At 46.7% G+C, this 25,003-nt stretch carries 24 protein-coding genes and 1 tRNA gene; 12 read left to right on the top strand and 13 right to left on the bottom strand.

Features of this window, described 5'->3' with window-relative positions; genetic code table 11:
* The first annotated feature begins 99 nt into the window (after window positions 1-99).
* Entirely contained in the window at window positions 100-1,512 is a 1,413-nt protein-coding gene (gene pyk, locus ABRS97_RS18390; RefSeq protein WP_367816303.1) for a pyruvate kinase, read from the top strand.
* A 176-nt stretch (window positions 1,513-1,688) separates the two neighbouring features.
* Complete coding sequence (gene uvsE, locus ABRS97_RS18395) at window positions 1,689-2,636, top strand: UV DNA damage repair endonuclease UvsE (RefSeq protein WP_367816305.1); 948 nt, start codon at window positions 1,689-1,691, stop codon at window positions 2,634-2,636.
* A gap of 68 nt (window positions 2,637-2,704) precedes the next feature.
* Here the strand turns inward: uvsE and ABRS97_RS18400 are convergent, their stop codons facing one another.
* A complete protein-coding gene (locus ABRS97_RS18400; RefSeq protein WP_367816307.1) occupies window positions 2,705-3,889 on the bottom strand; it encodes an MFS transporter in 1,185 nt (394 codons plus the stop codon).
* Window positions 3,890-4,034: 145 nt separating this feature from the next.
* Between ABRS97_RS18400 and ABRS97_RS18405 the strand changes: the two genes are divergently transcribed.
* Window positions 4,035-4,403: a winged helix-turn-helix transcriptional regulator gene (locus tag ABRS97_RS18405; protein ID WP_367816308.1), complete on the top strand. Its 369-nt coding sequence runs from the start codon at window positions 4,035-4,037 to the stop codon at window positions 4,401-4,403.
* 161 nt (window positions 4,404-4,564) lie between these two features.
* Here ABRS97_RS18405 and ABRS97_RS18410 read toward each other — a convergent pair whose 3' ends face one another.
* The 3 genes from ABRS97_RS18410 to ABRS97_RS18420 all read right to left on the bottom strand — a co-directional run bounded on the left by ABRS97_RS18410 (window position 4,565) and on the right by ABRS97_RS18420 (window position 8,038).
* Window positions 4,565-5,578 carry a CapA family protein gene (locus ABRS97_RS18410; RefSeq protein ID WP_367816310.1) on the bottom strand — a complete coding sequence of 338 codons (1,014 nt, stop codon included), beginning with the start codon at window positions 5,576-5,578 and terminating at the stop codon, window positions 4,565-4,567.
* 730 nt (window positions 5,579-6,308) lie between these two features.
* Complete coding sequence (locus ABRS97_RS18415) at window positions 6,309-7,109, bottom strand: DUF2935 domain-containing protein (protein ID WP_367816312.1); 801 nt, start codon at window positions 7,107-7,109, stop codon at window positions 6,309-6,311.
* Window positions 7,110-7,216: 107 nt separating this feature from the next.
* A complete protein-coding gene (locus tag ABRS97_RS18420; protein WP_367816313.1) occupies window positions 7,217-8,038 on the bottom strand; it encodes a YihY/virulence factor BrkB family protein in 822 nt (273 codons plus the stop codon).
* Between the two features lie 134 nt (window positions 8,039-8,172).
* Here ABRS97_RS18420 and ABRS97_RS18425 point away from each other — a divergent pair, with 134 nt between their 5' ends.
* A complete protein-coding gene (locus ABRS97_RS18425; RefSeq protein ID WP_367816315.1) occupies window positions 8,173-10,488 on the top strand; it encodes a UvrD-helicase domain-containing protein in 2,316 nt (771 codons plus the stop codon).
* 1,113 nt (window positions 10,489-11,601) lie between these two features.
* On the opposite strand, the gene tpx is transcribed toward ABRS97_RS18425, so the two are convergent.
* Together tpx and trxB are read right to left on the bottom strand one after the other, a co-directional pair.
* Window positions 11,602-12,120, bottom strand: coding sequence for a thiol peroxidase (gene tpx / locus ABRS97_RS18430; RefSeq protein WP_367816317.1), 519 nt, complete (start codon window positions 12,118-12,120; stop codon window positions 11,602-11,604).
* Between the two features lie 109 nt (window positions 12,121-12,229).
* On the bottom strand, window positions 12,230-13,165 hold the full coding sequence (gene trxB / locus ABRS97_RS18435) for a thioredoxin-disulfide reductase (protein WP_367816319.1): 936 nt from the start codon (window positions 13,163-13,165) through the stop codon (window positions 12,230-12,232).
* A gap of 281 nt (window positions 13,166-13,446) precedes the next feature.
* Here trxB and ABRS97_RS18440 point away from each other — a divergent pair, with 281 nt between their 5' ends.
* Window positions 13,447-14,355, top strand: a complete 909-nt coding sequence (locus ABRS97_RS18440) for a peptidyl-prolyl cis-trans isomerase (RefSeq protein ID WP_367816321.1) — start codon at window positions 13,447-13,449, stop codon at window positions 14,353-14,355.
* Window positions 14,356-14,423: 68 nt separating this feature from the next.
* On the opposite strand, the gene pdaA is transcribed toward ABRS97_RS18440, so the two are convergent.
* Window positions 14,424-15,170 carry a delta-lactam-biosynthetic de-N-acetylase gene (gene pdaA / locus ABRS97_RS18445; protein WP_483312477.1) on the bottom strand — a complete coding sequence of 249 codons (747 nt, stop codon included), beginning with the start codon at window positions 15,168-15,170 and terminating at the stop codon, window positions 14,424-14,426.
* Between the two features lie 282 nt (window positions 15,171-15,452).
* Here pdaA and ABRS97_RS18450 point away from each other — a divergent pair, with 282 nt between their 5' ends.
* The 6 genes from ABRS97_RS18450 to ABRS97_RS18475 all read left to right on the top strand — a co-directional run bounded on the left by ABRS97_RS18450 (window position 15,453) and on the right by ABRS97_RS18475 (window position 19,914).
* Complete coding sequence (locus ABRS97_RS18450) at window positions 15,453-16,127, top strand: Crp/Fnr family transcriptional regulator (protein WP_367816323.1); 675 nt, start codon at window positions 15,453-15,455, stop codon at window positions 16,125-16,127.
* Between the two features lie 76 nt (window positions 16,128-16,203).
* Complete coding sequence (locus ABRS97_RS18455) at window positions 16,204-16,599, top strand: carboxymuconolactone decarboxylase family protein (RefSeq protein ID WP_367816324.1); 396 nt, start codon at window positions 16,204-16,206, stop codon at window positions 16,597-16,599.
* A 228-nt stretch (window positions 16,600-16,827) separates the two neighbouring features.
* Window positions 16,828-17,211, top strand: a complete 384-nt coding sequence (locus ABRS97_RS18460) for a hypothetical protein (RefSeq protein WP_367859124.1) — start codon at window positions 16,828-16,830, stop codon at window positions 17,209-17,211.
* Window positions 17,212-17,241: 30 nt separating this feature from the next.
* Window positions 17,242-18,225, top strand: a complete 984-nt coding sequence (locus ABRS97_RS18465) for an ABC transporter substrate-binding protein (RefSeq protein ID WP_367816328.1) — start codon at window positions 17,242-17,244, stop codon at window positions 18,223-18,225.
* A 4-nt stretch (window positions 18,226-18,229) separates the two neighbouring features.
* Window positions 18,230-19,246, top strand: coding sequence for a FecCD family ABC transporter permease (locus tag ABRS97_RS18470; RefSeq protein ID WP_483312474.1), 1,017 nt, complete (start codon window positions 18,230-18,232; stop codon window positions 19,244-19,246).
* On the top strand, window positions 19,243-19,914 hold the full coding sequence (locus ABRS97_RS18475; RefSeq protein WP_367816330.1) for a FecCD family ABC transporter permease: 672 nt from the start codon (window positions 19,243-19,245) through the stop codon (window positions 19,912-19,914). The genes ABRS97_RS18470 and ABRS97_RS18475 overlap by 4 nt, the downstream gene beginning before the upstream one ends.
* A 1,052-nt stretch (window positions 19,915-20,966) precedes the next feature.
* Here ABRS97_RS18475 and ABRS97_RS18480 read toward each other — a convergent pair.
* From ABRS97_RS18480 to ABRS97_RS18505, 6 genes are all read right to left on the bottom strand, one after another.
* The gene (locus ABRS97_RS18480) at window positions 20,967-21,605 is read right to left on the bottom strand and encodes a phospholipase A2 family protein (RefSeq protein ID WP_367816332.1); all 639 of its coding nucleotides are present in this window, start codon (window positions 21,603-21,605) and stop codon (window positions 20,967-20,969) included.
* Between the two features lie 132 nt (window positions 21,606-21,737).
* Entirely contained in the window at window positions 21,738-22,649 is a 912-nt protein-coding gene (locus ABRS97_RS18485) for a S8 family peptidase (RefSeq protein WP_367816334.1), read from the bottom strand.
* Between the two features lie 155 nt (window positions 22,650-22,804).
* Window positions 22,805-23,458 carry a glucosaminidase domain-containing protein gene (locus ABRS97_RS18490; RefSeq protein WP_367816336.1) on the bottom strand — a complete coding sequence of 218 codons (654 nt, stop codon included), beginning with the start codon at window positions 23,456-23,458 and terminating at the stop codon, window positions 22,805-22,807.
* Between the two features lie 18 nt (window positions 23,459-23,476).
* Window positions 23,477-23,788 (bottom strand): hypothetical protein, encoded by a 312-nt coding sequence (locus ABRS97_RS18495; RefSeq protein ID WP_367816338.1) that lies wholly within the window; start codon window positions 23,786-23,788, stop codon window positions 23,477-23,479.
* 359 nt (window positions 23,789-24,147) lie between these two features.
* Complete coding sequence (locus tag ABRS97_RS18500; RefSeq protein ID WP_367816340.1) at window positions 24,148-24,384, bottom strand: glutaredoxin family protein; 237 nt, start codon at window positions 24,382-24,384, stop codon at window positions 24,148-24,150.
* A 27-nt stretch (window positions 24,385-24,411) separates the two neighbouring features.
* Window positions 24,412-24,482: transfer RNA gene (locus ABRS97_RS18505), tRNA-Cys, on the bottom strand.
* Window positions 24,483-24,734: 252 nt separating this feature from the next.
* On the opposite strand from ABRS97_RS18505, the gene ABRS97_RS18510 reads away from it, so the two are divergent.
* Window positions 24,735-24,953 (top strand): hypothetical protein, encoded by a 219-nt coding sequence (locus ABRS97_RS18510; RefSeq protein WP_367816342.1) that lies wholly within the window; start codon window positions 24,735-24,737, stop codon window positions 24,951-24,953.
* Window positions 24,954-25,003: the final 50 nt, after the last annotated feature.

Consider the following 25,003-nt stretch of genomic DNA (forward strand, 5'->3'; position numbering starts at 1 on the left):
TAGTACATACATCATACTATAGTTCATGGAACTTCGGGTGAAATAGGTCTAAAATAAAGCCAAAATTAATTCTTCCCACTCGAAAGGAAGTCCTACACAATGCGTAAAACGAAAATCATTTGCACCATGGGTCCTGCTTGCGATTCCATCCCTACTCTTAAAGAATTAATCCGTGCCGGCATGAGCGTCGCAAGGCTGAATATGGCCCATGGCGACTTGGATGAACACCGCGGCCGTATCCAAAGAGTACGTCAAGCTGCCCAAGAACTTGGTGTAACGATCCCGATTCTGATGGATATCAAAGGTCCGGAAATTCGGATCGGCCAATTGGAAGGCGCATCCTACGACCTGCAAAAAGGCGACAAAATCGTTCTTACAACGGAACAAATTATCGGCGATTCCAGCCGTGTCTCTGTAAACTATCCAGGCCTTCCGCAAGATGTGCAGCCCGGCAATCTCGTCCTCATCGATGACGGATCGATTGAGCTTGAGGTTGAAGAAATCAACGGTACGGAAGTAACGTGCGTCGTCCTCAACCAAAGCGTGTTGAAACAGCGCAAAGGCGTAAATTTGCCAGGCGTTCGCATCTCGCTTCCAGGCGTGACGGACCGCGATATTATGCATCTTCAATTCGGCGTTGAAGAAAATATTTCCATCGTCGCCATGTCCTTCGTGCGTAACGGCAACGATGTTCAAGAGGTACGCGATATTTTGGCGAAGCACGGCGCGGGCTTCACCCCGATCATTTCCAAAATTGAGAACGAAGAAGGCATGGCCAACTTCGCTTCGATCCTTGAAGCCTCCGATGGCATCATGGTCGCACGCGGAGATTTGGGTGTAGAAATTCCGACGGAGGAAGTTCCGATCGCGCAGAAAGAAATGATTCGCCTGTGTAACCTGGCGGGCAAGCCGGTTATTACCGCAACGCAAATGCTTGATTCCATGCAGCGTAATCCCCGCCCTACGCGCGCTGAAGTGAGCGACGTGGCGAATGCCGTCCTCGACGGAAGTGACGTGGTGATGCTCTCCGGCGAGACAGCGGCCGGGAAATATCCGGTTGAGTCCGTCACGATGATGGCGACCATCGCCGAGCGTGTCGAACAAACGATGGAGCGCAATGCATCGGTCGACGCGCACCTCAATTCGAACAATGAAGTGACGGAAGTGCTGTGCCAAGCGGTCGTTTCTTCGGCGAACAAGCTCCATGCAGCAGCCATCCTGACGCCTACGGAGAGCGGATTTACGGCTCGTATGATCGCTAAGTACCGCCCGGAAGCTCCGATTTTGGCGATTACGTCCAATGAATACGCAATTAACTTCTTGAGCATGGTACAAGGCGTCATCCCGATTCACGGCGAAGTTTGTGACTCCACGGATTCCATGATCCGCTCTGCCATTCAACAAGCCGAAACTCTCGGATATGTGAAAAAAGGCGACTTAACCATCGTTTCCGCCGGCATCCCAATCGGAAAATCCGGCACTACCAACCTGTTGAAGGTTGAACGCGTGTAGGCATAACCTTTATATAGTAAGCAAAAAACCAGTCCAAACACGAAATAACGTGTTGGGCTGGTTTTTTTGTGTGCATCAAATTAACCCGCTTGAATCAAAGACAAGCGGTGGAGGGAAATTAGGTTGAAGACAAGCGGGAGTTCGCGCCCGAATCTTACTAACGTACGGAGGTCTTCATGATTATCAGACTTGGATTCGTGTCTACGGCACTCGCCATTTATAACAATACTCCTAGTTCTACGTTCACTTACAAACTATTTTCCGGACTTCCTCACGAAGAAGCGATACAACGGGCGATTGCTATCGGACGCAAAAATCTTGCGGCGACGCAGCGTATTCTGTATTACAACGCGGCGCACGGCATTCAATTGTTAAGGCTTTCATCGTCACTCATCCCGCTGGCTACACATCCAGAAGTTGAAATTAACGTCGCGGAAGTGTACAAAACGGAGCTGCGGCTCCTCGGCGATTTCGCCAAAGCACATCACATACGCTTGAGCATGCACCCGAATCAATTCACACTGCTCAATGGCAGTGATGCCGTCGTGAGCGCCGCGATTCGGGATTTGAACTATCACACAGCCATCCTGGATGGGATGGGGTTGGATGAATCAGCTATCATCAACATCCACGTTGGTGGCGTTTACGGAGATAAACCGGCAGCGCTGGACCGGCTGTACGCGAAGTTCCCGGAAGTGCCCGAACACGCGAAGCGCCGCCTCACCTTTGAAAATGACGATAAGACCTACACCTTGCAAGAAACGCTGCAAGTTTGCCAGAAGCTGAAGCGTCCCTGCATGCTCGATCTGCATCATGACTGGTGCAATCCGTCCCAAACGTCGCCGGCCGATCTGCTGCCAGACATCATTCAAACATGGAGAGAGATCCCCATGAAAATCCACGTTTCCTCTCCCAAGAATGAGAAGGAATTCCGCTCGCATGCCGACTACATCGACCCGGAGATTCTGATCTCCTTTTTGCGCAGCTGCAGAGAAGCTGGATTGCCGCAGATCGATGTTATGATCGAGGCCAAAAAGAAAGATTTGGCTGTATTCCCCTTGGCCGAGCAGCTCGCCAAGATCCGCGGTATGAAGCGCGTGGATGGCGGCGTGCTAACGTGGTAGTACAGCCAATTTACACCCTGTGAATGATGAAAACTTGGATCACTTGGCGGCTAGACCTATTCCGCGCCTTACACCGAGAGCTCAACTTTCTCTTTGGATTGCCTTGGTATTGCAAAGATTTGAACGCCGATCATCACCACATTAATCACGATCATGCCAATAATGGCTAAGGAGAAACTATGTGTAGCATCATGGATCCAGCCGAGAATTATCGGACCCGTTGCTCCAATGATGTAGCCAACGGATTGCGTCATCGCCGCCCAAGAGGCTGCTTCTTGAGCACTGCTGGTCATGTCGATGGGAAGCAGAAGATTGAGCGAAAATAAGGTTCCCGCACCCAGACCTATAAAGATCGCCGCAATCCATGGTTCAATGGCAAACATAATCATCAGGAAACCGATCAATTCAATGATTGAGGCGGTAATAAGCCAAAGCAAGCGAGATGGGAATCGTTTTAAAAGCGCACGAAGCATCATGCCCGCCGGAATTTGGACGATTGCAAATACCGTAAGTACGTTGCCTGCATATACTTTGCTGTACCCCATACTTTGAATAATTGGCGGAAGCCATGCCGTAATCGCATAAAATAACATCGCCAAAAGGCCAAATGATAGCGTCAGAAACCAGGCCTTTGGATTACCCCAAGGAATCTTCGTTGTCTGCACAGCTGCTGACAAATGGGCCTGTTTACCAATACGTTGTAAAACAACCATCCAGATCAGCACCGCGATCCCAGCAAATACCCCCCAAATTGCCAGCGCCCCCTGCCAAGAGCCCATCCCTGCTTGAAGCGGTGCGGATAGGCCTGAAGCCAGCGCCGCTCCAATCGTTAGAGCCATCGTATAGATAGCGACCATCGAGGGGACTTTTGCAGGAAAGTAGCGTTTGATAAAGCCTGATAGTAGAGGCCCTACTGCTGCAATCCCCGCACCAGCGATGAAGGCAGTCAGAATCAATGAAAATATCGATACCGTGAAAAACCGGAAAATGGTCCCAATCCCAATCAGGGCTAACGACACGGCAAGTACTCGCTCTATGCCCCACCGAGCGCCGAGTTTTGCGGCGATGGGAGAGAAGATTCCCATACAGAGAACTGGAATAGCGGTCAATAAGCTCGCTACGGAAGAGTTCATTCCTAGACTTTTTTGTATCGATTCTAAAATCGGTGAAATCGAGTTGATGGGAAGACGCAAATTTAGCGCAGCTACGAACAGTGCGATTGTCAAAAGGCCGCCGCCAACAGCTTTCATCATACTTACCACTCCTAGTCTTTGTTTGATCTATTAGATCGTATTTTTTACTACATGAGTCATTATAAAATCAAGTTTTCTGTTGTGGAAGTACGCACTTATTAGTGGTAAAGTATGGAGAAATATACTATTGGGGAGAGTGGGGATTGTGGAGGTCCAACCGACGTTATGCAACGTGGAAGAAACTTTAGATATTGTAGTTGGCAAGTGGAAGGCCATTATTTTGTTGCATTTGCTTTATAGCGGAACAAAACGATTCAGTGAATTAAAAACGCTGATACCCAACATCACCCAAAAAATGCTTACACACCAATTACGGGAATTGGAAGATCAGGATATTATAAAACGTGTCGTCTATCCAGAGGTCCCGCCGAAAGTTGAATATTCCGTTACTGCATATGGAGAATCTTTGAAACCTGTCTTGCTGATGATGCACCAATGGGGCACTTCCCATTTGGAACATATGGTTCATAAACATTCAGCACAAGATCTGGCAGCTGTTTCAAACGAGAAGTGAAGTTTTTGAGAAGTAGCTACGCTGAACGAAACAAAAGACGCTTACTATTCCTAATTTCGGGAATAACCAGCGTCTTTTCACTTTTATTCAAGCCTTCATCGCTGTTTTTTACATCATTAGCTTCAATATTCTCTTCATGTTAACAGCGAAGATCGCCAAAGTTACACATTACTTTTTATTGTTTTTATCGTTTGGTTTAACATGTATTGAACTCGTTTACGCGAATTTGCTGATAATTTTGGATTCATTTCATTCAAGGCTTCACGTACTGAGATAACCTCTGTCTTATGGCGACCTCTTTCAAGTTTCCGATGCACTAAAGTCGGAATATACTTAGTCTCCGTAATGATTATTTTCCCTTCTGCATTTTTTTTGACTTTAATATTAAGAATGATACTGCTTTGTGTATGAATGTTTCTCCTTAATTTTGTAGATATAAAATTACCTAAGGAATACATGACCAATCGTTGTTTTCCTTTCACAATCAACGGCTGAAGAACGTGTGGATGTGACCCTAAAATAACATGGGCTCCATGTTTAAATAAAAGTTTCACCAATTGCTTCTGTTTCAGGTTTGGAGTATGACTGTATTCATTTCCGAAATGCATATATACGATTAAAAGATCAACGTGCTTCTTTAAATTATGAATATCCTCAATCATTTTTTTCGTTTGGATTAAATTGACCATCCACGATTTATTTGATGGTATTGGAATACCGTTTAGCCCCGATGTATAGGATAAGATTCCGATCTTTATACCTTTGATGCTTTTGATAAGATATTCTTTGGACTTATTTAAAGATTCAGATGTGCCGGTATGTTCGATCCCCTTTTGGTTCAAAATCCGTAACGTTCGAAGCAAACCTGTGGTGCCGAAATCCATACAATGATTGTTCGCTGTTATTAAGACATCAAAACCGGCTCTTTTAAGAGCTGGAGCCAGCTCATCAGGACATTTGAACAAAGGACCACGTGATTTCCGGCTCTTTTTCCCCCTAGTTCCAGCGAAAGTGGTTTCAAGATTTCCTATCGTTAAGTCCGCTTTTTTTAGAATTGGAGCTACCTTTGCTAAAAGTGGGTCGAAAGAATAAGTCCCGTCAGCCCGTTTAGCATCGGAAATGATATACCGTTTCACCATAAGGTCTCCAACGGCAGCTATATGAATTTCTGACAAATTCGTTCACCACCTAACATTTTTTATCTGTATGAGCTCTCTTGAACAGTTATTCTTGTGATGAAGGGCAGTGCAGAATGCATACTCGATTCCCCTATCTCTTGGAGTCTAGCCTTAAAGCTGTGTTTCTTCAAAATATGAGCAAGAGTCCAAATTTGCTTGGGCAATATAATATGAGGCCTACGTATCCAGACAGGGTCTATACAGTTTATATGTTGTTGGGTTGCCAGATGAAACAAGGGGTCAGTATTTGGGTCTAACTACGATTTCGAGACTGCTTCAATAAGGAATTACTTTGAGTTGAGTTTCTAGCTTCGTATAGTAAGAACTTTTGTGTCCGACCCGCCAATTCCCCATGCACAGCGATTTCCACGGAACTACGATGCCTTATTCCAGGATAACGTCCCTTTTCTCCCCCTGAAGAGGAACTGGGATGCGTTAAATGAACGAAAACGCGTCTACAACCCAGCATTTCCTGCTCATAACGCACCGTAGTTCCGCGAAATGTCCCTACAACCGAAAATACCGCCTCGTAAAGCACCTACGTTCCGCTCACCCGTGCAAAAAGGCGATCTATCGCAGATCAAGCGGTATGGGGTGACCCAAACCGCTGTCGCACTTCCAAATCTTCTACGTCCATCTGTCAAATGCTCGTACCACACGCAAACCTGACGACATATACTTACTAAAAAAGGAGCGCAGCCCTATCTCGGCTCGCTCCTTTTTACGCTTAACTAACCCTGTTTCCGGTTAAGCTCGCTTCGAACATGTCGATAATCGCCAAGAACCTTTCAGCCTCGCGGAATACATGGTCAGCAAGCAGAGGATGAATAATGCTTTTGATACGGCAAGCCTCGATTAATTCCTTGGCGGTCTTCTTGAAATCACGCAGCGCAGCGACGGAAACGCGATTCTGGTCGAGGAATTGACCAAGCAACGGCTTCGTTTGCGATTGGGGACGCATGCCGCTTAAATCGATTGCTTGAAATAGCAGTTGATCAAAATCGTTGCTGAAGCTCCGTGCCTGATCGACCAATTTCCGTTCAGACGGATCAAGCAGATGTCCGATAAACTTGGCATGATCCGCCATTATGCGCAAAAAGAATACATTTTCATCAATAATGGCATCGTGCAACGGTTCCAGTTTGCCTTCATTCAACTCTTCAAGCCGGTTTCTGAAATAAAACGCCTCTCTGCTTGTGTGATCAACCAGCAAAGGAAAATTATTGGCGCCAGGAAGCTGGCACTGGATAATGAGGCCTAAAATCTTTCTTTTGAAAGCCCATATATGCGTAGCCGCTGTATGGACCTCCATGTTAAAGCGTTTGATGGACTCCGGGTCGGTTTGCGCCGTAAATGCGAGTGCCCTACCTTCTATTTCCTCGAAAATACGGTAAAACTGATTGGCTTCTTGAATCAATTGTGTATCCTCACAGCGAAATCCCAGTTTGAGAAATAACGAATGTTCTTTCATGATCCGGGACCAGAACCGCACTTCATCCAAAGACTGTATGACAAATCCATTCGACATGAGGACAGCCCTCCTCCAAATATTTTACAATATCTGATATATACGGGCGCGGTACGCGACATATGCAAAAAAGCCGCAAGCCGGCGGCAGCCAGTTGCGGACTCCTCTTATTTCTTTTTGGACTCCCGGTGGATATGACCGATAGCGTTGATCTCACCGCCGATAATGATGAGTAACGCCGAGATATAGAACCATGTCATCAGAACGATGACACCCCCAAGGCTTCCATAGGTAGCGCTGTAATTCGTAAAATGGTTCACGTAGTACGAGAACCCGAGCGATGTGCCCTGCCAGCCAATGCCGGCAAACAAGGCGCCGGGAAGGACACTTTTACACGATAAGCAAGTGTTCGGAGCTATGTAGTAAATCCCGATAAAGACGATAGACACGATAACGAAGTTAACAATCCAGCGCAAATTGTTCCACACATCAATATGAGCCATTGGAATATGCACATGCGCGTGCATCCACACGCCGATCCATTGACCGAACACGCTTAGCAGCAGCGCGGAAGCGATGACAATAAGCATGCCTATGGTCAGCATCATCGCCAAAAAACGCGAATGAATGAAGCTTTTGCGCTCAGGCAGCCCGTACGCTTTATTGACTGCGAGCACGATCGAATTCATCGCCGCGCTGGCGCTCACCAGCGACAGAATCAACCCGAAGCTTAGCGTTCCCCCCCGCTTCACATCTATGAGACTAACAAGCGTTTCCTCCAGCCAGCCTGCAACAGCTCCCGGCATATATTCCTTGATCAGGACGACAACATCATGTGATGTGAACGGCAGATACCCCAACAAACTCATAATAAAAATGAGGAATGGAAAGATTGACAGTAAAAAATAATAAGCGCACTGCGCGGCTAAACCTAACGCGTCATGCTTCAGAAATTGATCCCAGAGCGCCTTTAAGAATGACAGAATCATGCGTGCTGAGCTCCTTTCGCTTGATGGAAATGGAGTCGAGACCTTGTGCTACCTGTTACTATGACATTCCCCTACTTCTTTTGCAAATGTGGTAGAATGAATAATCTAGTTAACGCAAGGAAACAGGTGATGATGTGAATACTCCTAAAATATACCCTACTCCGTTCGGTTCCGAAGCTTCTGCGAACCGGACCATCCCGCATGCCCGAATAGCCGCATTAACGACCAGTCCCGACTTCGTGTCGGACGAGGAGAGCGATGCTTTCTTTTTCCGCGATCTGGAGCGGCAGGGCATTTTATTAAATCCGCCGCAGGCTCAAGCGGTGCGTCACTTCAAAGGTCCCCTGCTGACTTTGGCCGGAGCCGGTTCCGGGAAAACGACGGTTCTGGTATGCCGCGTCGCTTATCTACTCGCTGTCCATCGGGTTCATCCGGGAAATTTACTGCTGATTACATTTTCTAAAAAGGCAGCCGAAGAAATGCGGGAACGCCTCCTGCTGATGCCCGGTGTGGACAACCATGCAGCGAATTCCATACAAGTACGAACATTCCATGCTTTCTGCTTACGCATGCTCAGAATGAACGGCATCGATCAAGACATTTTGAGCGACAGCCGTTTCCAGCAAATTGTCGTCAAACGCATCCTGCTCGGCATGGGTTTGCAGGATACCTACCAGCCCGAGGTGCTGATTGCCCTGCTCTCTTCTTACAAAATGGAGCTGACCCGCGTGGACGACCTCCCGGAAAAGACGGAAGAAGAGCAAGAGTTGAAACGGATTTTCATGCAGTATGAGCAGTGGAAAATCGAAAATCATAAGATGGATTTCGATGACATCTTGGTCAAAGCGCACGACCTGCTGACGCAAAACGGGGATGTGCTGCGCTCCCTGCAGCGAAAATTCTCTTATATCAGTGTCGATGAGTTTCAAGACACGAATACCGTGCAGTATGCAATTATCCAAATGATTGCGCAGCATCACGAGAATTTAATGGTCGTCGGCGACGATGATCAGACGATCTACTCGTTCAACGGTGCCCGGAATGAATTTATTTTGCAATTCCACGAGAAATTTCCCACGGCCAAAACCGTGACCTTGGATATAAATTACCGTTCCACCTCCAGCATCGTGGGTCTGGGCAATGCCATTATCCTGCATAATGTACAGCGGAAAAATAAGACGCTGCTCGCAACCAAACAGAGCGAGCTCAAGCCTCAGTACATCCGCCCGAATAACAGCGATGACGAGGCCGACTGGTTCATCAGTGATTTGCGAAGCAAGATGGATCGTGGAGCATGCAGCTACGGAGATGTAGCCGTGCTGTATCGGACGGCGAGCAACAGCCGAGCTATCATTGAGCAATTAATTCTTCACAATTTGCCGTTTATCGACTATGGGAGCAACGATTCCTTTTATGAGCAATGGATGGTTAAGCCCATTATCGACCATCTTCGAATCGCCCAAGAACGCCGCAACTTCGAGGCGATCGAAGGCGTGCTGCCGAGCCTCTATATCGGGCGTGACCAGGGCATGCGCATCATACAGGATCAGGAAGCGATCCAGGCGAAAAAGTGGCCGCTTATTCACCTGCTCGGCCTGCCGCTGAAAGATTTTCAAAAAGAAAAGCTCAAAAATCGCATCCGGCTGATCAAATCGCTTGCCGAGCTGAAGCCCCTAGCCGCTGTTCAAGCCATCCGGAAGGACTTCTACGATGCGTTCCTCGACACGAACAAACGCAGCAAGCTGACGCATCACCGGGAAATGCTGAAAGAGACGCTCGACGAGCTGGAGTCTTCGGCCAAACGCTTCGATACGTTGGAGCAGTTTCTTTATTTTATCCATGAGGTCGCGGAAAAACGCACCGAGATGAGCCTATCGAAAAGAAACGGGACGAGCTCTAACCATGCAGCCGATAAAATTTCGCTGATGACGATTCACAAATCGAAGGGATTGGAGTTCCCCATCGTGTACCTGCTCAGCGCAATTGAGGGCAACATGCCGCACAGCTCGGCACTCGATGCCAACCATCTGGACGATGTCCAGATGGCGGGCAATAGCCGGCGCGACAAGGCTGGCGCCGCGCTGGAAGAAGAGCGGCGGCTTGCTTACGTCGCCGTCACCAGGGCGAAGGCCGAGCTGCTGATCAGCTCGCCGGCCTATTTCCGCGGGAAGAAGGCGGAGCCTTCCCGCTTTCTCGTGTCCGCGTTCCCTGGCGCGGACGCTAGTGGGGACAGCCGCGCGAAAGCGGCTGTCTCGGTCAAGCCGGCAGCGGTAGGCAGAGCCGCTGCCTATGTGAAGCCCGCGACCGCGAAGCGGGTCGCGGCTTGGGTGTGCCCGAGCGAGCGCTGCAACGCTTGGGCGAGGATCTCTTCGCCGCAGGAAGCGCAGCGAGCTTCCAAGGAGTGCCCCTTGTGCCGCGGGGCCATGGTCAAGGGCACCAAGCTGGTCTGATCCGGGCAAGGCGGAGCAGTTTGCGCCTGGTGCTGCTTCCGCCCCCGTAAGGTCCCTCACGGACCTTACACAACATCAAGCCCGCTTTCCCCCGCCCGTAACGCCCAAAAAGGGCGTTACAAACCTCCGCGCTTCCCGCTTGGTACGGCTTCCACCCCCGTAAGGTCCCTCACGGACCTTACACAACATCGCTGCCGCCTTCCCGCTCCTGTAACGCCCAAAAAGGGCGTTACAAACCTCCGCGCTTGGTGCGGCCTCCGCCCCCGTAAGGTCCCTCACGGACCTTACACAACATCACGCCCGCCTTCCCGCTCCTTTAACGCCCAAAAAGGGCGTTACAACCAGCAGCGCCTACCGCCCGGTGCGGCCTCCGCCCCCGTAAGGTCCCTCACGGACCTTACAAGACATCACTGCCGCCCCCACGCGCCCGTAACGCCCAAAAAGGGCGTTACAACCCTTCCGCGCCTACCGCCCGGTGCGGCCTCCGCCCCCGTAAGGTCCCTCACGGACCTTACACCGCATCTCTGCCGCCCCCCACGCGCCCGTAACGCCCAAAAAGAGCGTTACAACCCTTCCGCGCCTACCGGCGAAGCGGCTTCCGCCCCCGTAAGGTCCCTCACGGACCTTACACAACATCAATGCCGCCCCCCATGCGCCCGTAACGCCCAAAAAGGGCGTTACAAACCTTCCGCGCCTACCGCCCGGTACAGCTTCCGCCCCCGTAAGGTCCCTCACGGACCTTACACCGCATCGCTGCCGCCTCCACGCGGCCGTAACGCCCGAAAAGGGCGTTACAACCCTCCGCGCTTCCCGCTTGGTACGGCCTCCGACCCCGTAAGGTCCTCACGGGCCTTACACAACATCAATGCCGCCCCCCATGCGCCCGTAACGCCCAAAAAGGGCGTTACAACCCTTCCGCGCCTACCGCCCGGTTCGGCCTCCTCCCCCGTAAGGTCCCTCACGGACCTTACACGACATCACTGCCGCCCCCACGCGCCCGTAACGCCCAAAAAGGGCGTTACAACCCGCTCTCCCCTCACATCGCTCAAAAACAAAAAAAGCTTCCCCACCCGGTCTACCGACCTTGTGGAGAAGCCTTTCTTGTTCACTCGCTTACACCAGTTCTTTCAACGCCGCCAAAGCAGCCTCGTAATCTGGGTGCTCACTCATTTCTCTCAAATATTCAACATATCTGATGGTGTTGTTCGCATCCAATACGAAGATAGCGCGCTGATCCAGCTGAACTTCCTTGATTAAAACGCCGTAGGCCTCGCCAAAGGCATGATATTTATAATCGGACAGCGCCACCACTTTATCGATCCCAGCAATCGAACAAAACCGGCTCTGCGCAAAAGGAAGATCCACGGAAATCGTAAGAATGACGACATCTCCACCGATTTTATCCGCCTCTACATTGAAACGCCGCGTCTGTGCGTCACAGGTCCCTGTGTCCAGTGAGGGCACAACTGAAATCAATTTTACTTTACCATCATAATCAGAAAGGCTGACTTCTGTCAGCAGATCCTTGTTGACGGTGAAATTCGGAGCTTGGTCGCCAACCTTCAATTCAGGTCCTACTAAGGTAATCGGATTTCCGCCTAATGTTGCTACGCCTGTGCGTTCTTGTGTCATAATCAATCAGCCTCCAAAGTTATAATTTGTGCAGCATTCACTTCATTCACTTCTTGTATTTCATTTATTTCATGTACTTCATTCACTTCATTCATTTCATGTACTTCATTTATTTCTCATCATGATGTTCAGAAAGAAATCTTTCACAATCCAGTGCCGCTATACAGCCGCTTCCTGCGGATGTAATGGCTTGACGGTAGATGCGGTCCTGCACATCGCCACAGGCAAAGACGCCTGGTACTTGCGTTTGCGAGGTGCCCGGATTGACGTGGAGATAGCCTAACTCGTCCGTCGGCAGCTGTCCTCCAAGAAAGCCAGTGTTTGGCTGATGCCCAATCGCCAAGAAGATGCCATCCGCTTCAAGCAGTTCTTCTACGCCAGTCTCATTGTTGCGCACCCTCAGCCCGCTCACTCCTAGAGGACCAGAGGCAACTTCAAGCGGCGTTTCGTTCAAGCTCCATACGATTTTGGCGTTGCCGCGAGCATGATCTTGCATGATTTTCGATGCTTTCAGCTCATTTCTGCGATGCACCACGCGAACCTCAGATGCAAATCTCGTCAGGAATTGAGCTTCCTCCATCGCGGTATCGCCGCCGCCGACCACAATAATCTTTTTATTCCGGAAAAAGAACCCGTCACAAGTCGCACAAGTACTAACCCCTCTGCCTATGTTTTCGGTCTCGCCCGCAATGCCTAGCTTCTTAGCCGAAGCGCCTGTAGAAATGATAACGGAATCGGCGGTTATCACGTCGCCACCCTCCAAGAAAAGAGTAAAGGGCCGCTTGGACAGGTCGACTTCCGTAACTCGGCCCGCGTGAATGTTAGCGCCGAAGCGGATCGCTTGTTTGCGCATATTTTCCATGAGCTCCGGGCCTGTAATGCCTTCGGGGAAGCCAGGGAAGTTATCCACTTCCGTTGTGGTCGTCAATTGCCCTCCCGGCTGAATGCCTTCAATAACGAATGGGGTCAGGTTCGCACGCGCCAAGTAAATCGCGGCAGTTAAGCCAGCAGGCCCGGTTCCGATAATGACCGCTTTGTGATGCATAGGATCTCCTCCTTTTCTGCCAATCGCTAGTGATTGATAGTTTGCTTAGCTCATTGTCGCCCGCAATTTAAGTTGTCTACAATTTAATTTTTAGCAATGTTTATAACTGAATAATAACAACCACAATTTAAATTGTCAACAATTAATTTGTGTGCAATGTAATTACATGTGCCAAAATAAGGTTTAACCCTACATTCAGTTAATCTTCAACTCATTTTCAGAAACGACAGGCATAATGATACACAGATCCAAATCACACAGAACAAGAAGGGAGATCTACAATGAACATCAAGAAAGCAGATCGCAAATGGATATGGGTGTCTTCTGTATTATTGCTCAGCTTGATCGTCTATGCCGTCTTCTACCCGCCGGTCCTCCAAAGCGCGCAAGCCGAAAAAGCCGTCGCCAAGGTGAATGGCGTCAATATAAGCACCAACCAACTCTATGAGGCCATGGTCACCAGCGGCGGCGCACAAACGCTTGATGCTTTGATCAGCGATGAGATTATTAATCAAGAAGGCCAAAAAGCAGGTCTTCAAGTGACTGATGCCGACATTAACGAAGAGCTTGCCTCGGTTCAGAGCTCTTTCGGTTCCGATGCCGAGTTTCAACAAACGCTCACTTCATACGGTATGACCCTGGACGATCTTAAAAAAAATATGAAATCCCAAGTGCTATTAAAAAAGCTGCTGTTACCGCAAGTCAATATAACGGATGAGGACATTCAAAAGTACTATAATGACAACCTCGAGTCCTTGAAAGTGCCTGAACAAGTGCAGGCTTCTCATATCTCCGTAGCCACTAAGGAAGAGGCTGATGCCGTTTCCGCAGAGCTGAAAGCGGGCGGCGATTTCGCTGCGCTGGCTAAGGATAAATCCACAGACACAGCTACCAAAGACAATGGCGGCGAGCTTGGATATGTATCCAGCGGGAAATTGGAAGAAGCTGTAGCCGCTTCGGCCTTCGCTTTATCTGCAGGCGGTACGAGCGAACCCGTGAAAACAAGTGCCGGCTATGACATTATTAAAGTAACGGATCACAAAGTTGCCTCCACACCGACATTGGATGAAAAGAAAGAGGAAATTAAAGAAACATTGACGAATCAACAAATTTCAACCCTGTCCAACGCGTGGCTGCAACAAAAGAAATCGGAATCCACCATCGAAAACTATCTCACAAAAAAAGCCTAAGCCAAATAAAAACTCCTTAGTCTGGACGACCAGCGCTAAGGAGTTTTCCCTATTTTACACACCTGGAGCTAGGGTGTTCGGATCTGCATCTCATCCAGGCTCTTAAACTGATAGCCTTGCCCTCTGGCATCGTCAATAATTTTGGCAAGAGCTTCCGTATTGTCTTTGGAAACGGAGTGAAGCAGGATGACAGCCCCCGGATGGAGCTGAGCCATGACATTGTTGTAGGCGTGCTGCCAACCTTTCTGGTTCTTCGGCTCCCAATCTCTGTAGGCAATGGACCAGAACACATTCGTATAGCCGAGCTGTTTGCTCACCGCTAATGACTGCCCGTTAAACACGCCCCTCGGTGTTCGAAGATAGCGCATCTCCTGTTGCCCGGTGATGGCTTTGACCCCATTTTTGACGTCGTCCAGCTCTTTTTGAATGCGGGTCGCAGAAATTTGACTCATATCTGGATGGCTCCATGAATGGTTGCCGATAAGATGGCCTTCCAGCGCCATGCGCTTGAGCAATGCAGGTTCGGTTTTAATATAATGCCCCGTCACAAAGAAAATCGCAGGCACCTGCTTCTCTTTCAGCACGTCCAATATTTTACCGGTGTAGCCTTGCTCGTACCCATTATCGAAGGTCAAGTACAGCTCTTTAACGGTAAGATCTCCGGTGAAGATAGCGCCGTATTTCTTCAAAAGATCCTTGAACCCTTCTTCATCAATAGAAGGACGCTGGCCTTTCGAGCTTTTTTTAAATCCAAAATGATAGGACCCATCGGCAGACACGAGCGAGGCTTGTCCCAAAAGCATGACCATTACCATCGCCAGGATACGCATGCAGTTCATGAGTTCAGATTCACTCCTTGATATCAGTGGATTTGTTCAATTTCGTGAGCAAGTGTAGCCTCTTACTAATATGCCACTTTTTAGACTTCGTTTATGTGATGATCAGGCTCCTATCAGGTAGGGTAAATGATGGAATTCAGCATTCTTTTCACAGAAATTCACCATTAGACAGATATCCGACAAAACGGTAGAATGCAAGTAACCATCGGTCATCATCTGATATCTTATCGCAGCGCCAAATCATTCAAGGAGATTCGAATGAAACCTCATGATATCGAACGCATTCAAGCAGCCTATCCTTGCTTTGCTGGAATTCCTGACAGCGCTTGGCAAGAGGCCGATATACTCGCCATCAGCCCATCCACCCCACACGCGATCCGCGAAGGCCATATTTTTCAGCATGCGATGTTTATCGTTAGCGGTTGGATTCGCGTTTACCAAATTAGCCCGACAGGCAGAGAAATTACCCTTTACCGCGTGTACAGCGGCCAAAGCTGTGTGCTGATGATGGCCAGCATTTTGGGGGATATCCCTTACGAAGCTTGTGTCTCGGTTGAAGAAGAAACGGAAGTGCTGCTTCTCTCCGTGACGATGTTTCATAACTGGATGGGCGCTTATCCATCCGTTCGACAGTTTATTTATCGGCAATTTACGGAACGCATGACGACGGTCACGACGCTGCTGGATAAAGTTGCTTTCCAGTCTATTCCTTATCGTCTTGCGGAATATTTACTTGTGGAATCCAACAGGCAGCAGACCCCAGCCCTGCGCATGACCCACGAACAGCTAGCCGTTGAAATCGGCACCGCCCGCGAGGTTATTACACGCATTTTGAAAAGCTTCGCCGCACAAGGGACGCTCGCTTTAAGCCGCGGACAGATCACGATTCTAAACCGTGCACAATTGCAACATAGCCTAGATCATCCTTTGTGACTTTATCACGGAACATTCGGCCCTACTCCCCTACAATCATACTTGCAGCACCACATTCTATGGGGAGGCTATAACCATGAACCCTTATTACGACCCGTCCAATCTAAAACGTATTCCTGAGCTTATGAAGCTGGCTCCACAAGCCGCAACTTCCTTTCTAGCTTTCGAAAAGGATGTTTATGAAGAATCGCATGCGATCCCTCCGAAGATGAAAGAGCTAATCGCTGTAGCTGTCGCCCATGTGACCGGATGCCCTTATTGCATCGATGTGCACGTCAAGAAATGCAAGGCGCTGGGCGGCACGCAGAAAGAGATTTTCGAGGCGGTTCTAGTGGCCGCTTCTACGCGTGCTGGCGCTGTACTCAGTCACGCCACGCATGCCCTGATCTCGTTCGAGGCATCGGGCGAGCAGCCCCATGTTGCACATTCGGCTAGCGATAAGCCGGCAGCCGAGCCGGAATGCTTCTGCTAACCAATCCAACAAAAAAAGCTGAGAATATCCCCGTTGATGGCGTGGATGCTCTCAGCTTTTTTCACTTGTGCAGGAACGTGCAACTATGTCACTATCAGTATATAGCTAAAAAAAGAAGTCGACTATACCGTCTTCACCTATCGCCTGCTCCCTGAGAACAGCCCTTGGACGCTGCATGGCTCGCTCACTACGACCAGCGAATATAAAATTCATTACATGGTTGACGAATTGATTCGCACAACGCACGACATTCACATGCATTCGGCCGAGGAAGAAGCCGCCCATCAATTCAGAAAACGGCTCATGTTTGAGCGCATTCTATTCATCTATCTCTACGAATCCTATCTAACACGTGAGAATAAGAAGTCCACGGCTGAAGCCATGGAAGAGACTCTCTCCTATATGAACGAACATTATATGGTGGACCTTACGTTACCCACGCTTGCCAGGCGAGCAGGTTTAAGCGTTGGTCATTACACCGTCTTATTCAAAAAGCTGACGGGAACGACAATGACCCATTATTTACATACGCTTCGCATTGAAAAAGCTACATGCCCCATCTTCATATTTGATATGTTCGAAACGAATATAATTCGATATGATTCCAATTGATAATAATAATCATTTGCAGGGGGAGAAGAAATGAAAGTTTTGATCCAGCGTATGTTCAGTTTTGCCTTGATAAGCCTACTTGCTATCAGCCTTGCTGCTTGCGGCAAGTCGACGAATAGTCAGCCTGAAGCCACCTCAGCCACAACGCCAGCGCAAGCCAGCACGAAGCCGGCCTCCACACCGGCGGACGGCAAAATTACCGTCCAAGATGCGGCAGGAACCGTCGAGCTGCCCAAGAAGCCTGAGCGAATTGTCGCCATGGAATTCAGCTTTACCGACATGCTGGTGACGCTCGGCGTACAGCCAATTGGCGTAGCCGATGACAGCAGCCCGGATTTATTCATGGATTCCGTGAAAAGCCAGTTAAACAACTACAAATCCGTCGGTTCCCGCTACGAGCCTAACATCGAATTAATTAGTTCCTTGCAACCCGATCTCATCATCGTTGATATTAACAAGCACAAAAATGCGATTCCACAACTAAAAGCCATTGCACCTGTTCTCGTTCTGGACGATTTCCAAGCCGACTACAACCAAATGCTGAAGAACTATGTGATTGTCGCAAAAGCCGTCGGGAAAGAAGAGGAAGGGAAGAAACGTTTAAGCGAGCACCAAGCCAAAGTGGATACATTGAAAAAGAAATTGAAATCCACGAACCTTCGCGTCGTTCCTGCCGTTGTGAATCCCAAAGGCTTCTTCGCCCATTCGGATCACTCCTACAGCGGTTCCTTTTTGGCCATGTTAGGCTTTACGGATCCGGTGAAAAACAGTGCGGCTTATCCACAGATAACCTTGGAGCAGCTCGTTGAATCGAATCCGCAGGCGCTGTTCTTGCTGCCGACCGAGAAAGATACCATCGTGAAGCAATGGGAAACGACTCCTATATGGAAAAAAATTGACGCTGTCGCCAACAATAAAGTATTTACTGTGGAAAGACGCGACTGGTCCTTATCCCGGGGACTGCTCGGATCCGAAAAAATACTCGAGGATATTGTAAAAAATTTGGGAGAGTAGCCCCATGATGATACCTTCATTCAGAAAGCAGAGCCGTACAAGGACTCTGCTCTTCCTTTTTTCTGCGTGCAGCGTGGTATTGGTCATTGGCATGATCTGCAGTTTGAAATGGAGCCAAGCCTATACCTCCTGGCAGACTTTATTCGAAGCTTTAACCTACCAAGGGCATGATAAATCGCATTTGTATATCCAAACGCTCCGCTTGCCTCGCACGCTTATGGCCTGCATCGTCGGCATCCAACTGGCCTTGGCCGGACTGCTGACTCAGCTTACCACGAAAAATCCGCTCGCTTCTCCTCACATCTTCGGCATTAATGCCGGTGCGGCTTTAGCGGTCGTGTTCGGATCTGTGGCAATCGCGGGTTTGACCAACATGGGCTACATTCTGTTTGCCTTCGTTGGGGCCGTCCTAGGTGCTGTGCTGGTATGGTCGCTCGCGGGCAAAGGCTACAAACAATATATCCGTCTGGCGCTAGCGGGAATTACGATCCATTTCCTGCTAGCGTCACTGACAGAAGGTCTCATTATCCTGAATCAACAGGCTACGGACAGCATGATTTTCTGGCTTGTCGGGTCACTTAATCATGCCGTATGGACGGATGTTCGGATGATTCTTCCATTTTTCTTAGGAGGATTGCTGCTCTTCGGCATCATGCTCCCTTCCTTTCGCCTGTTGTTGGTGGACGATGAGATTGCCCTCGGGCTCGGCCAACGCCTCATGGCAGTGCGCGCGATCAGTGTGCTGCTCGTTATCGTTCTGGCCGGGTCGGCCGTTGCCCTCTGCGGTCCGATCGGATTCGTGTGCCTGATCGTCCCGCATATTGCCCGAGCCTTGGTTGGAAATAAGCTGGCTGTCCTAGCTCCATTAACCGCAATTCTCGGCGGAGCTTTGCTGGTTTATGCGGACTTCATCAGCAGGTTCGTTGCATTTCCATACGAGTCTCCTGTCGGCATTATCACTTCAGCCATTGGGGCTCCCTTCTTCATCTATTTAGCCCGAAAACAAGGAGGTGCCAAATGAGGAAGAAGGTTCTCGCTCTGGTTGCTGCATTGGGTATTCTGATTCTCTTGGCCATCCTATCCGTTCGCGTAGGCGCCGTCCCGGTTCCTTTCCACGATATTTGGGCCAGCTTGCTGCATGAGAAGAATAAGTCCTTATTCATCGTCAATGAGGTTCGCCTGCCGCGCATCCTTGTCGGGATTTTAGCGGGGTTCGGCTTGGCCGTCGGCGGCGTGATACTCCAAAGTCTAGTGCGGAATCCACTGGCCAGTCCCGATGTCACCGGTATTACCAAGGGGGCCGGTTTTACCGCAGCGGCAGTTATCTTTTTATTTCCCAAAGCGCCCAGCTTCCTGCTGCCAATCGCGGCCTTCGCCGGCGCTCTCACAGCGTTCATCCTGCTCTTGCTCTTAAGCAGGCGCTTAACCTTAAGTCCCGCTTCCCTTGCTCTTGTAGGCGTTGCGTTAGGCGCCGTCTTTCAAGCAGGCACGCAGTACTTGATTGTCCGGCACCCGAGCGACATCAACATGGCGCTGCTGTGGATGTCCGGCAGCTTATGGAGCCGAAGATGGCACGATGTCTATGCTCTGCTGCCATGGATTGCCGTACTCCTCCCTCTGGCGTGGAGGCATTTCGCCAAACTGAACATCTTCCCGCTCGGCGACGAAATCACCGCCTCGCGAGGGTAGAGTCATCTAGAATGAACACTTTTTCACTCTTGGCTGATGCAAGTGATGTAAACGGCCGAACCACAATCAAACTGAGTTAATGAAGAAAAGCCCGCCAAACAAAACCGAGATGATTCAAGAAGCGGAAGACGACATCTTTGCCTGGTAGCGAAATACTACGGTTATTCCAGTAGGCAAACCCAAAAACAAGTGAAAAGAGTAACTGAAAAACTGCGAGTGCAGGTAGGCCAAAAGAATTGCGAACCCCTGCTTAGCAAAGGAGTTCACCGAATTAAAAACAGAAGAAAAACGAGACTGGTCAGACGCACTTCCATGATACCAAACGAAAAGTTTTTTTTTCAAGAGAAAGAATATATGCACTTAAACCTTACAACCGCAAGGAGTATCAGCCATTTCAGAGTTGCGGAAGTTGAGTGAATAATACGGCCGCATTGAACTTGTGGTTCTGAAAACCAATAACTCATTGTGTCACTAATCATGTTCCGGGATTGATTAATATTCTGAATAAAGTTATTAAATTGATAAAAAACAATATCAACTATATAATGTAAAAAAAACCAATATTTATTTTGGGGGAATTTTAGTTAATTTTCATTAATTATAACAGATCCTCATGTTCACTTCCCCTTGTTCCATGTTGTTCAGTTTGAAGTCGAATTTATAAAATGGAAGGGTTGTGTGATAAATTGAGTCTAACTACGCTACGCTTTTTTGCTATTGGAACATTCGTGGTAACAATTACCCTATTTACTATAGATGGTTTATTTATCCATCATGGTCAGTGGTTTGACGGAATTGGAATAATGTCTACCTGGGTGCTACCTCCAATAGGTATTATATTTGTAAGTATTGCATTAAAAAGAACAGATTCTATCAAAGATAAAATTCTTTTAGGACTAAATATTTTTACTTTTTTTCTATTTTTTATGTTTATGTTCTTTGGAACATTATTTTTCGGACCATAAATACAAAAAAAGATATTTTTGTGCAAAGAGGCCTGGTGCAATGTAATGCACCAGGCCTCTTAGTACTAACTATATACACTTCTTTATTTAGCTACAAGCTCCTGCAATTTGCGCTGCAGCAAAATATGTCCTAACCACAAACGCGGCCCAGCCAGATTTCCCCTTTAAGCAATCTAAAAGATTCCAATCACATTGACAATTAAAGTAACCGTTCGTAGCATAGCACTGATCATGAATCATGCAGCAAGTGTCAACTGCATCAACAGGTGCACTAGGACCACTACAGCCAGGACCACACCAATTACCATGAACGAAACAATTATCTTGAGGGGTGACCGAATCGTTCTCACTGATGGTTTCAATCACTTCCCCTTCTCTTACGAGCTTCACTGCACCATTTTCAACCTCAAATTGGTGCTCCTTCTTATTCTTTACAAGAGTGCCCGTTACCTTTTCGATAATATCTGGATAATCGAGGTGTCGGAAATTACTATACCAAATGGAAACATCATCTGTGAGTACAACTTCTGTAACGGTTCCCGCTAAATCCTCAGTTTGTAATTGAGTAGATTTTTTCAACTCGAATTGAATGTTCTCTCTTTTGATAAATCCCTCTTTAACAAAATATTGAATGATCCGCTTAACATCTTTGTTCGTATCTAGACTCTTCGTTTGATATTTTTTTTCTACCTGACTTAATTCTCGTTGATAAAACTCACTACTCATAGATCCCCATCCTCCTTGGATTTCAATTTTCGGATCAAATTCTGCAGTAATTTAATCCAGGATGCTGCAATTTGCTAAATTTTGTTAGCACCCTATACCTTAGAAAGAGTAGACCACTATCATTTTTACAACCTATTTCAGAGATAAAATTTTAAAATTATTATGCAATTGGGTATTTTTACAGAGCTCTTTAAATATCTCGTGTTCTTCCATAAATCTTGACGTCATTTTTTCAAATTTACTGATTATTAATGCTGCGGCACCTGCAACATGGGGGACTGCCATAGATGTACCAGACATCTCAGCATATGTATTTTGGGGAGATGTTGAAATAATACCTACACCAGGCGCGTACAAATCAATTTGACCGTTTGTGTTAGAAAAAGGCGCTAGCATATTATCAAAATCGATCGCACCTACTTCAACAACTTCTTCATAATATCCTGGGTACATGATTTCATCGGTTTCTAAATCGTTATCCCCTAAATTTCCAGAAGCGCAAATAACGAGTATGTTTTCTTTACATGCAAGTTTTATAGCTTCATGTAAATTTTTATCATCCTTATATCCTCCTAAAGACATTGTTATGATCCTTACTCTTTCACCTGATTCTCCGCGCCATTGTACAGCATAAATAATCGCTTCAATCAAATAGTCATAAGAGCCATGCCCACTTATTGAAATAGCCTTTAATATAAGTAATTTTGCTTTCGGTGCGACGCCCACCACCCCACTATTATTTAAGGAGGCAGCTATTGTTCCAGCTACATGTGTTCCGTGTAACAAGTTATCATCATAATTGTCGACATCCCCATCATAATCAGGTGTAAAATTTCTCCCACCTACGATATTAGCGACTAAGTCAGGATGATCGATCTGACATCCAGTATCGATGACCGCAATTACCACATTTTCACCCATTACATCTTTATTCCATAAATTTGTAGCGCCCACCATATCTACTCCTCGAGGAATCTCGGTATTATGAGTCAATGTTTCTTTGAATTCATAGGGAATCAAAAAGATTTTTTTCGATTCTTTCAATTTATATCATCTCCTTTATTTAAAATTAGAATAGTAGGCTGGTATCAACCGTGTCACACACCTATTTCTACATAAAGAGAACACAGAAAATATAAAAACAACTCCGTAAACTTACTCCGCCGCCAATCGCTCCCAAATAATCAGCATCTAGCCAATTACTCTGACCGGCCAGCAACCATGCTTCGCAATAGCACCCATTGTAAGAATATAGATTCAGACTGTGTTAAATTTTTGCTTCTTACCTTCTCCACCCATGCCCATTCCGTTATTATTCCTTCGTTATAATAGCTACCTATGATTTCATCCAACATTGTCCACTGATAGTCCACTAATTCCATGATGTCTCCTCCCTTTTTCACTAATTCGTCTACACTAAATAATGAATATTTATGACATATATCCAATAGATTATTCCCATACATTGGGTTAGTTGCCCATGTTCCAGTAAGCCTTCTGGCTACATCTTCAGGATCTTCATTTCCTGGAATACCTTTATAAAGGCTAAGCCTGTTAATTAAATCCGTATGGTACATGACACTGTCGTATACGCTTGCAAAGGACTTAAATCCATCTTGAATCTTGATCCATATACCGTTTATAAACTCTCTTGTGGTCCATTTCCCGTCACTACTATCTTTAATACCAAATGCATTGTTTTTCTCTATAAAGAGCCTGCTTTCACCCCATTCTGTTTCTTCTACCATTTGGGATAAGGTAATAGAACACAAAACACGCTTCTCTCTCGGCGTGGCTTGATATTCCTTCATAACAATGGGAGTGTATACTTCAAAAAAGTCTTGTGGTTTCATTCTTGATAATCCAACCTTCTATTTTTTCTCTAAACTTTCGATCTTATGCTTTAAAATTTCGTTTTCAGCTTTAAGATGAGCGTTTTCAATGTGTAATTGCTTAAGTTCATCTTCTAGTACCTTGATTTGTTTTTTATTTTCATGGAGCTCATCCTGAAGGCGATTTATTTCATGTAAGATTTCTTTGCGAAACTGTGTATGTTCTTTTTGCAGGGCGGCACGTTCTTCAAGTAAAATGTTTTGATTTGTTTTTTTGTTTTTTAAAATAAATCTCAATACCTGGGAAAGTGCCACTCCAAAAATAATGTATAAAATGCTTTCTAGATTCATATGACACCCTCACTTGTTGGAAGATGACCGACAGCTATTACTAATACTTTATTTTTTTTGCTTTTTTTCATTTCCCCCATAATCATTCCTCCTTCTCAAAAGTAAAAAGGAGCGTAAATTACGCCCCCTGTAAAGCTATTCTTTCTCATGACACGCTTTAAAAAAGCCATTTTTCCAGGTTACCGGTTGTCACTATAGATATACATTCTATTTGAAGGATATGATCCATAGTTGTTCCGCTTAGCTAAAGTTACTAATCTTTTTAATAATACGCGGCTTGTACTAAAGAATGTATCCTTTCTAAGGCAATCTAACATCACTTTAGACTGATCTAAATTTCTTTGACCAACTCTACTTATTTAGCTCAAAAGTAATTCACTCAACAAACCAATGTTAAACCCTTTAATAACTTCTCTTTCTCCGTTGTTGCTAACAATCGTATAAGGCACTCCCTTTATTTCATTTAAAAGTTGAATGTCCTTAATTTCGGTTACTGTGACTTCCTCAAAATTAATTTGGTGTGTGTTCATCCACTCTTTGATATTTTGGCAATATATACAGTTTTCTCTGGTATGAATCAAAACTTTCTTCTCCATTACATTTCCTCCTAAATTTAATGATAAAGGGGATACCGGATTTGAACCGGGGATAAAGGTTTTGCAGACCTTAACCCTAACCACTTGGCGATACCCCCACTGATGTAATAATTGATAAAGTAATTGTTGTTTAAGAAACTACAACCTAATTTAGAAAATATCCTTTCGGCTTTTTCTGATACTTATAGCAAAAGTTTTTAGAAGTGACTCAAGAAGGTGCCCTCCTGCTTTTGGTAACCATACGTCCGCTTAACATAAATGATGATGTACTTAAGATGGGTTGTGTAAACAAATCTTCCGCTCACTGTTATGTATAAGTACAGTACAGTATACTGAGAGGGGATAAAAAAATGGAGGAATTGCTTAGTTGGAGAAATAGACACCGTAACATAAAAATAGAACTATTAAATTTAAGTAAACGAATCGAGTTTTCCCATCCTGAAGATGTGTCATTTTACCAAGAAGTTTGTGAAAAATATGCATACCACTTAAAAAGAATAGAGACAGACTGCTATAAAAAAAATGGTATACAAATTTGTAACTGTGGTTTTAACCCAGAGCATTGCTAGAATAAATCACATAAATTCCCCTGAATGATTAATGGGGATCACTTGAAAAG

Origin of the sequence: Paenibacillus tabacirhizosphaerae (assembly GCF_040812395.1) — a bacterium.
Taxonomy (GTDB): domain Bacteria; phylum Bacillota; class Bacilli; order Paenibacillales; family NBRC-103111; genus Paenibacillus_E.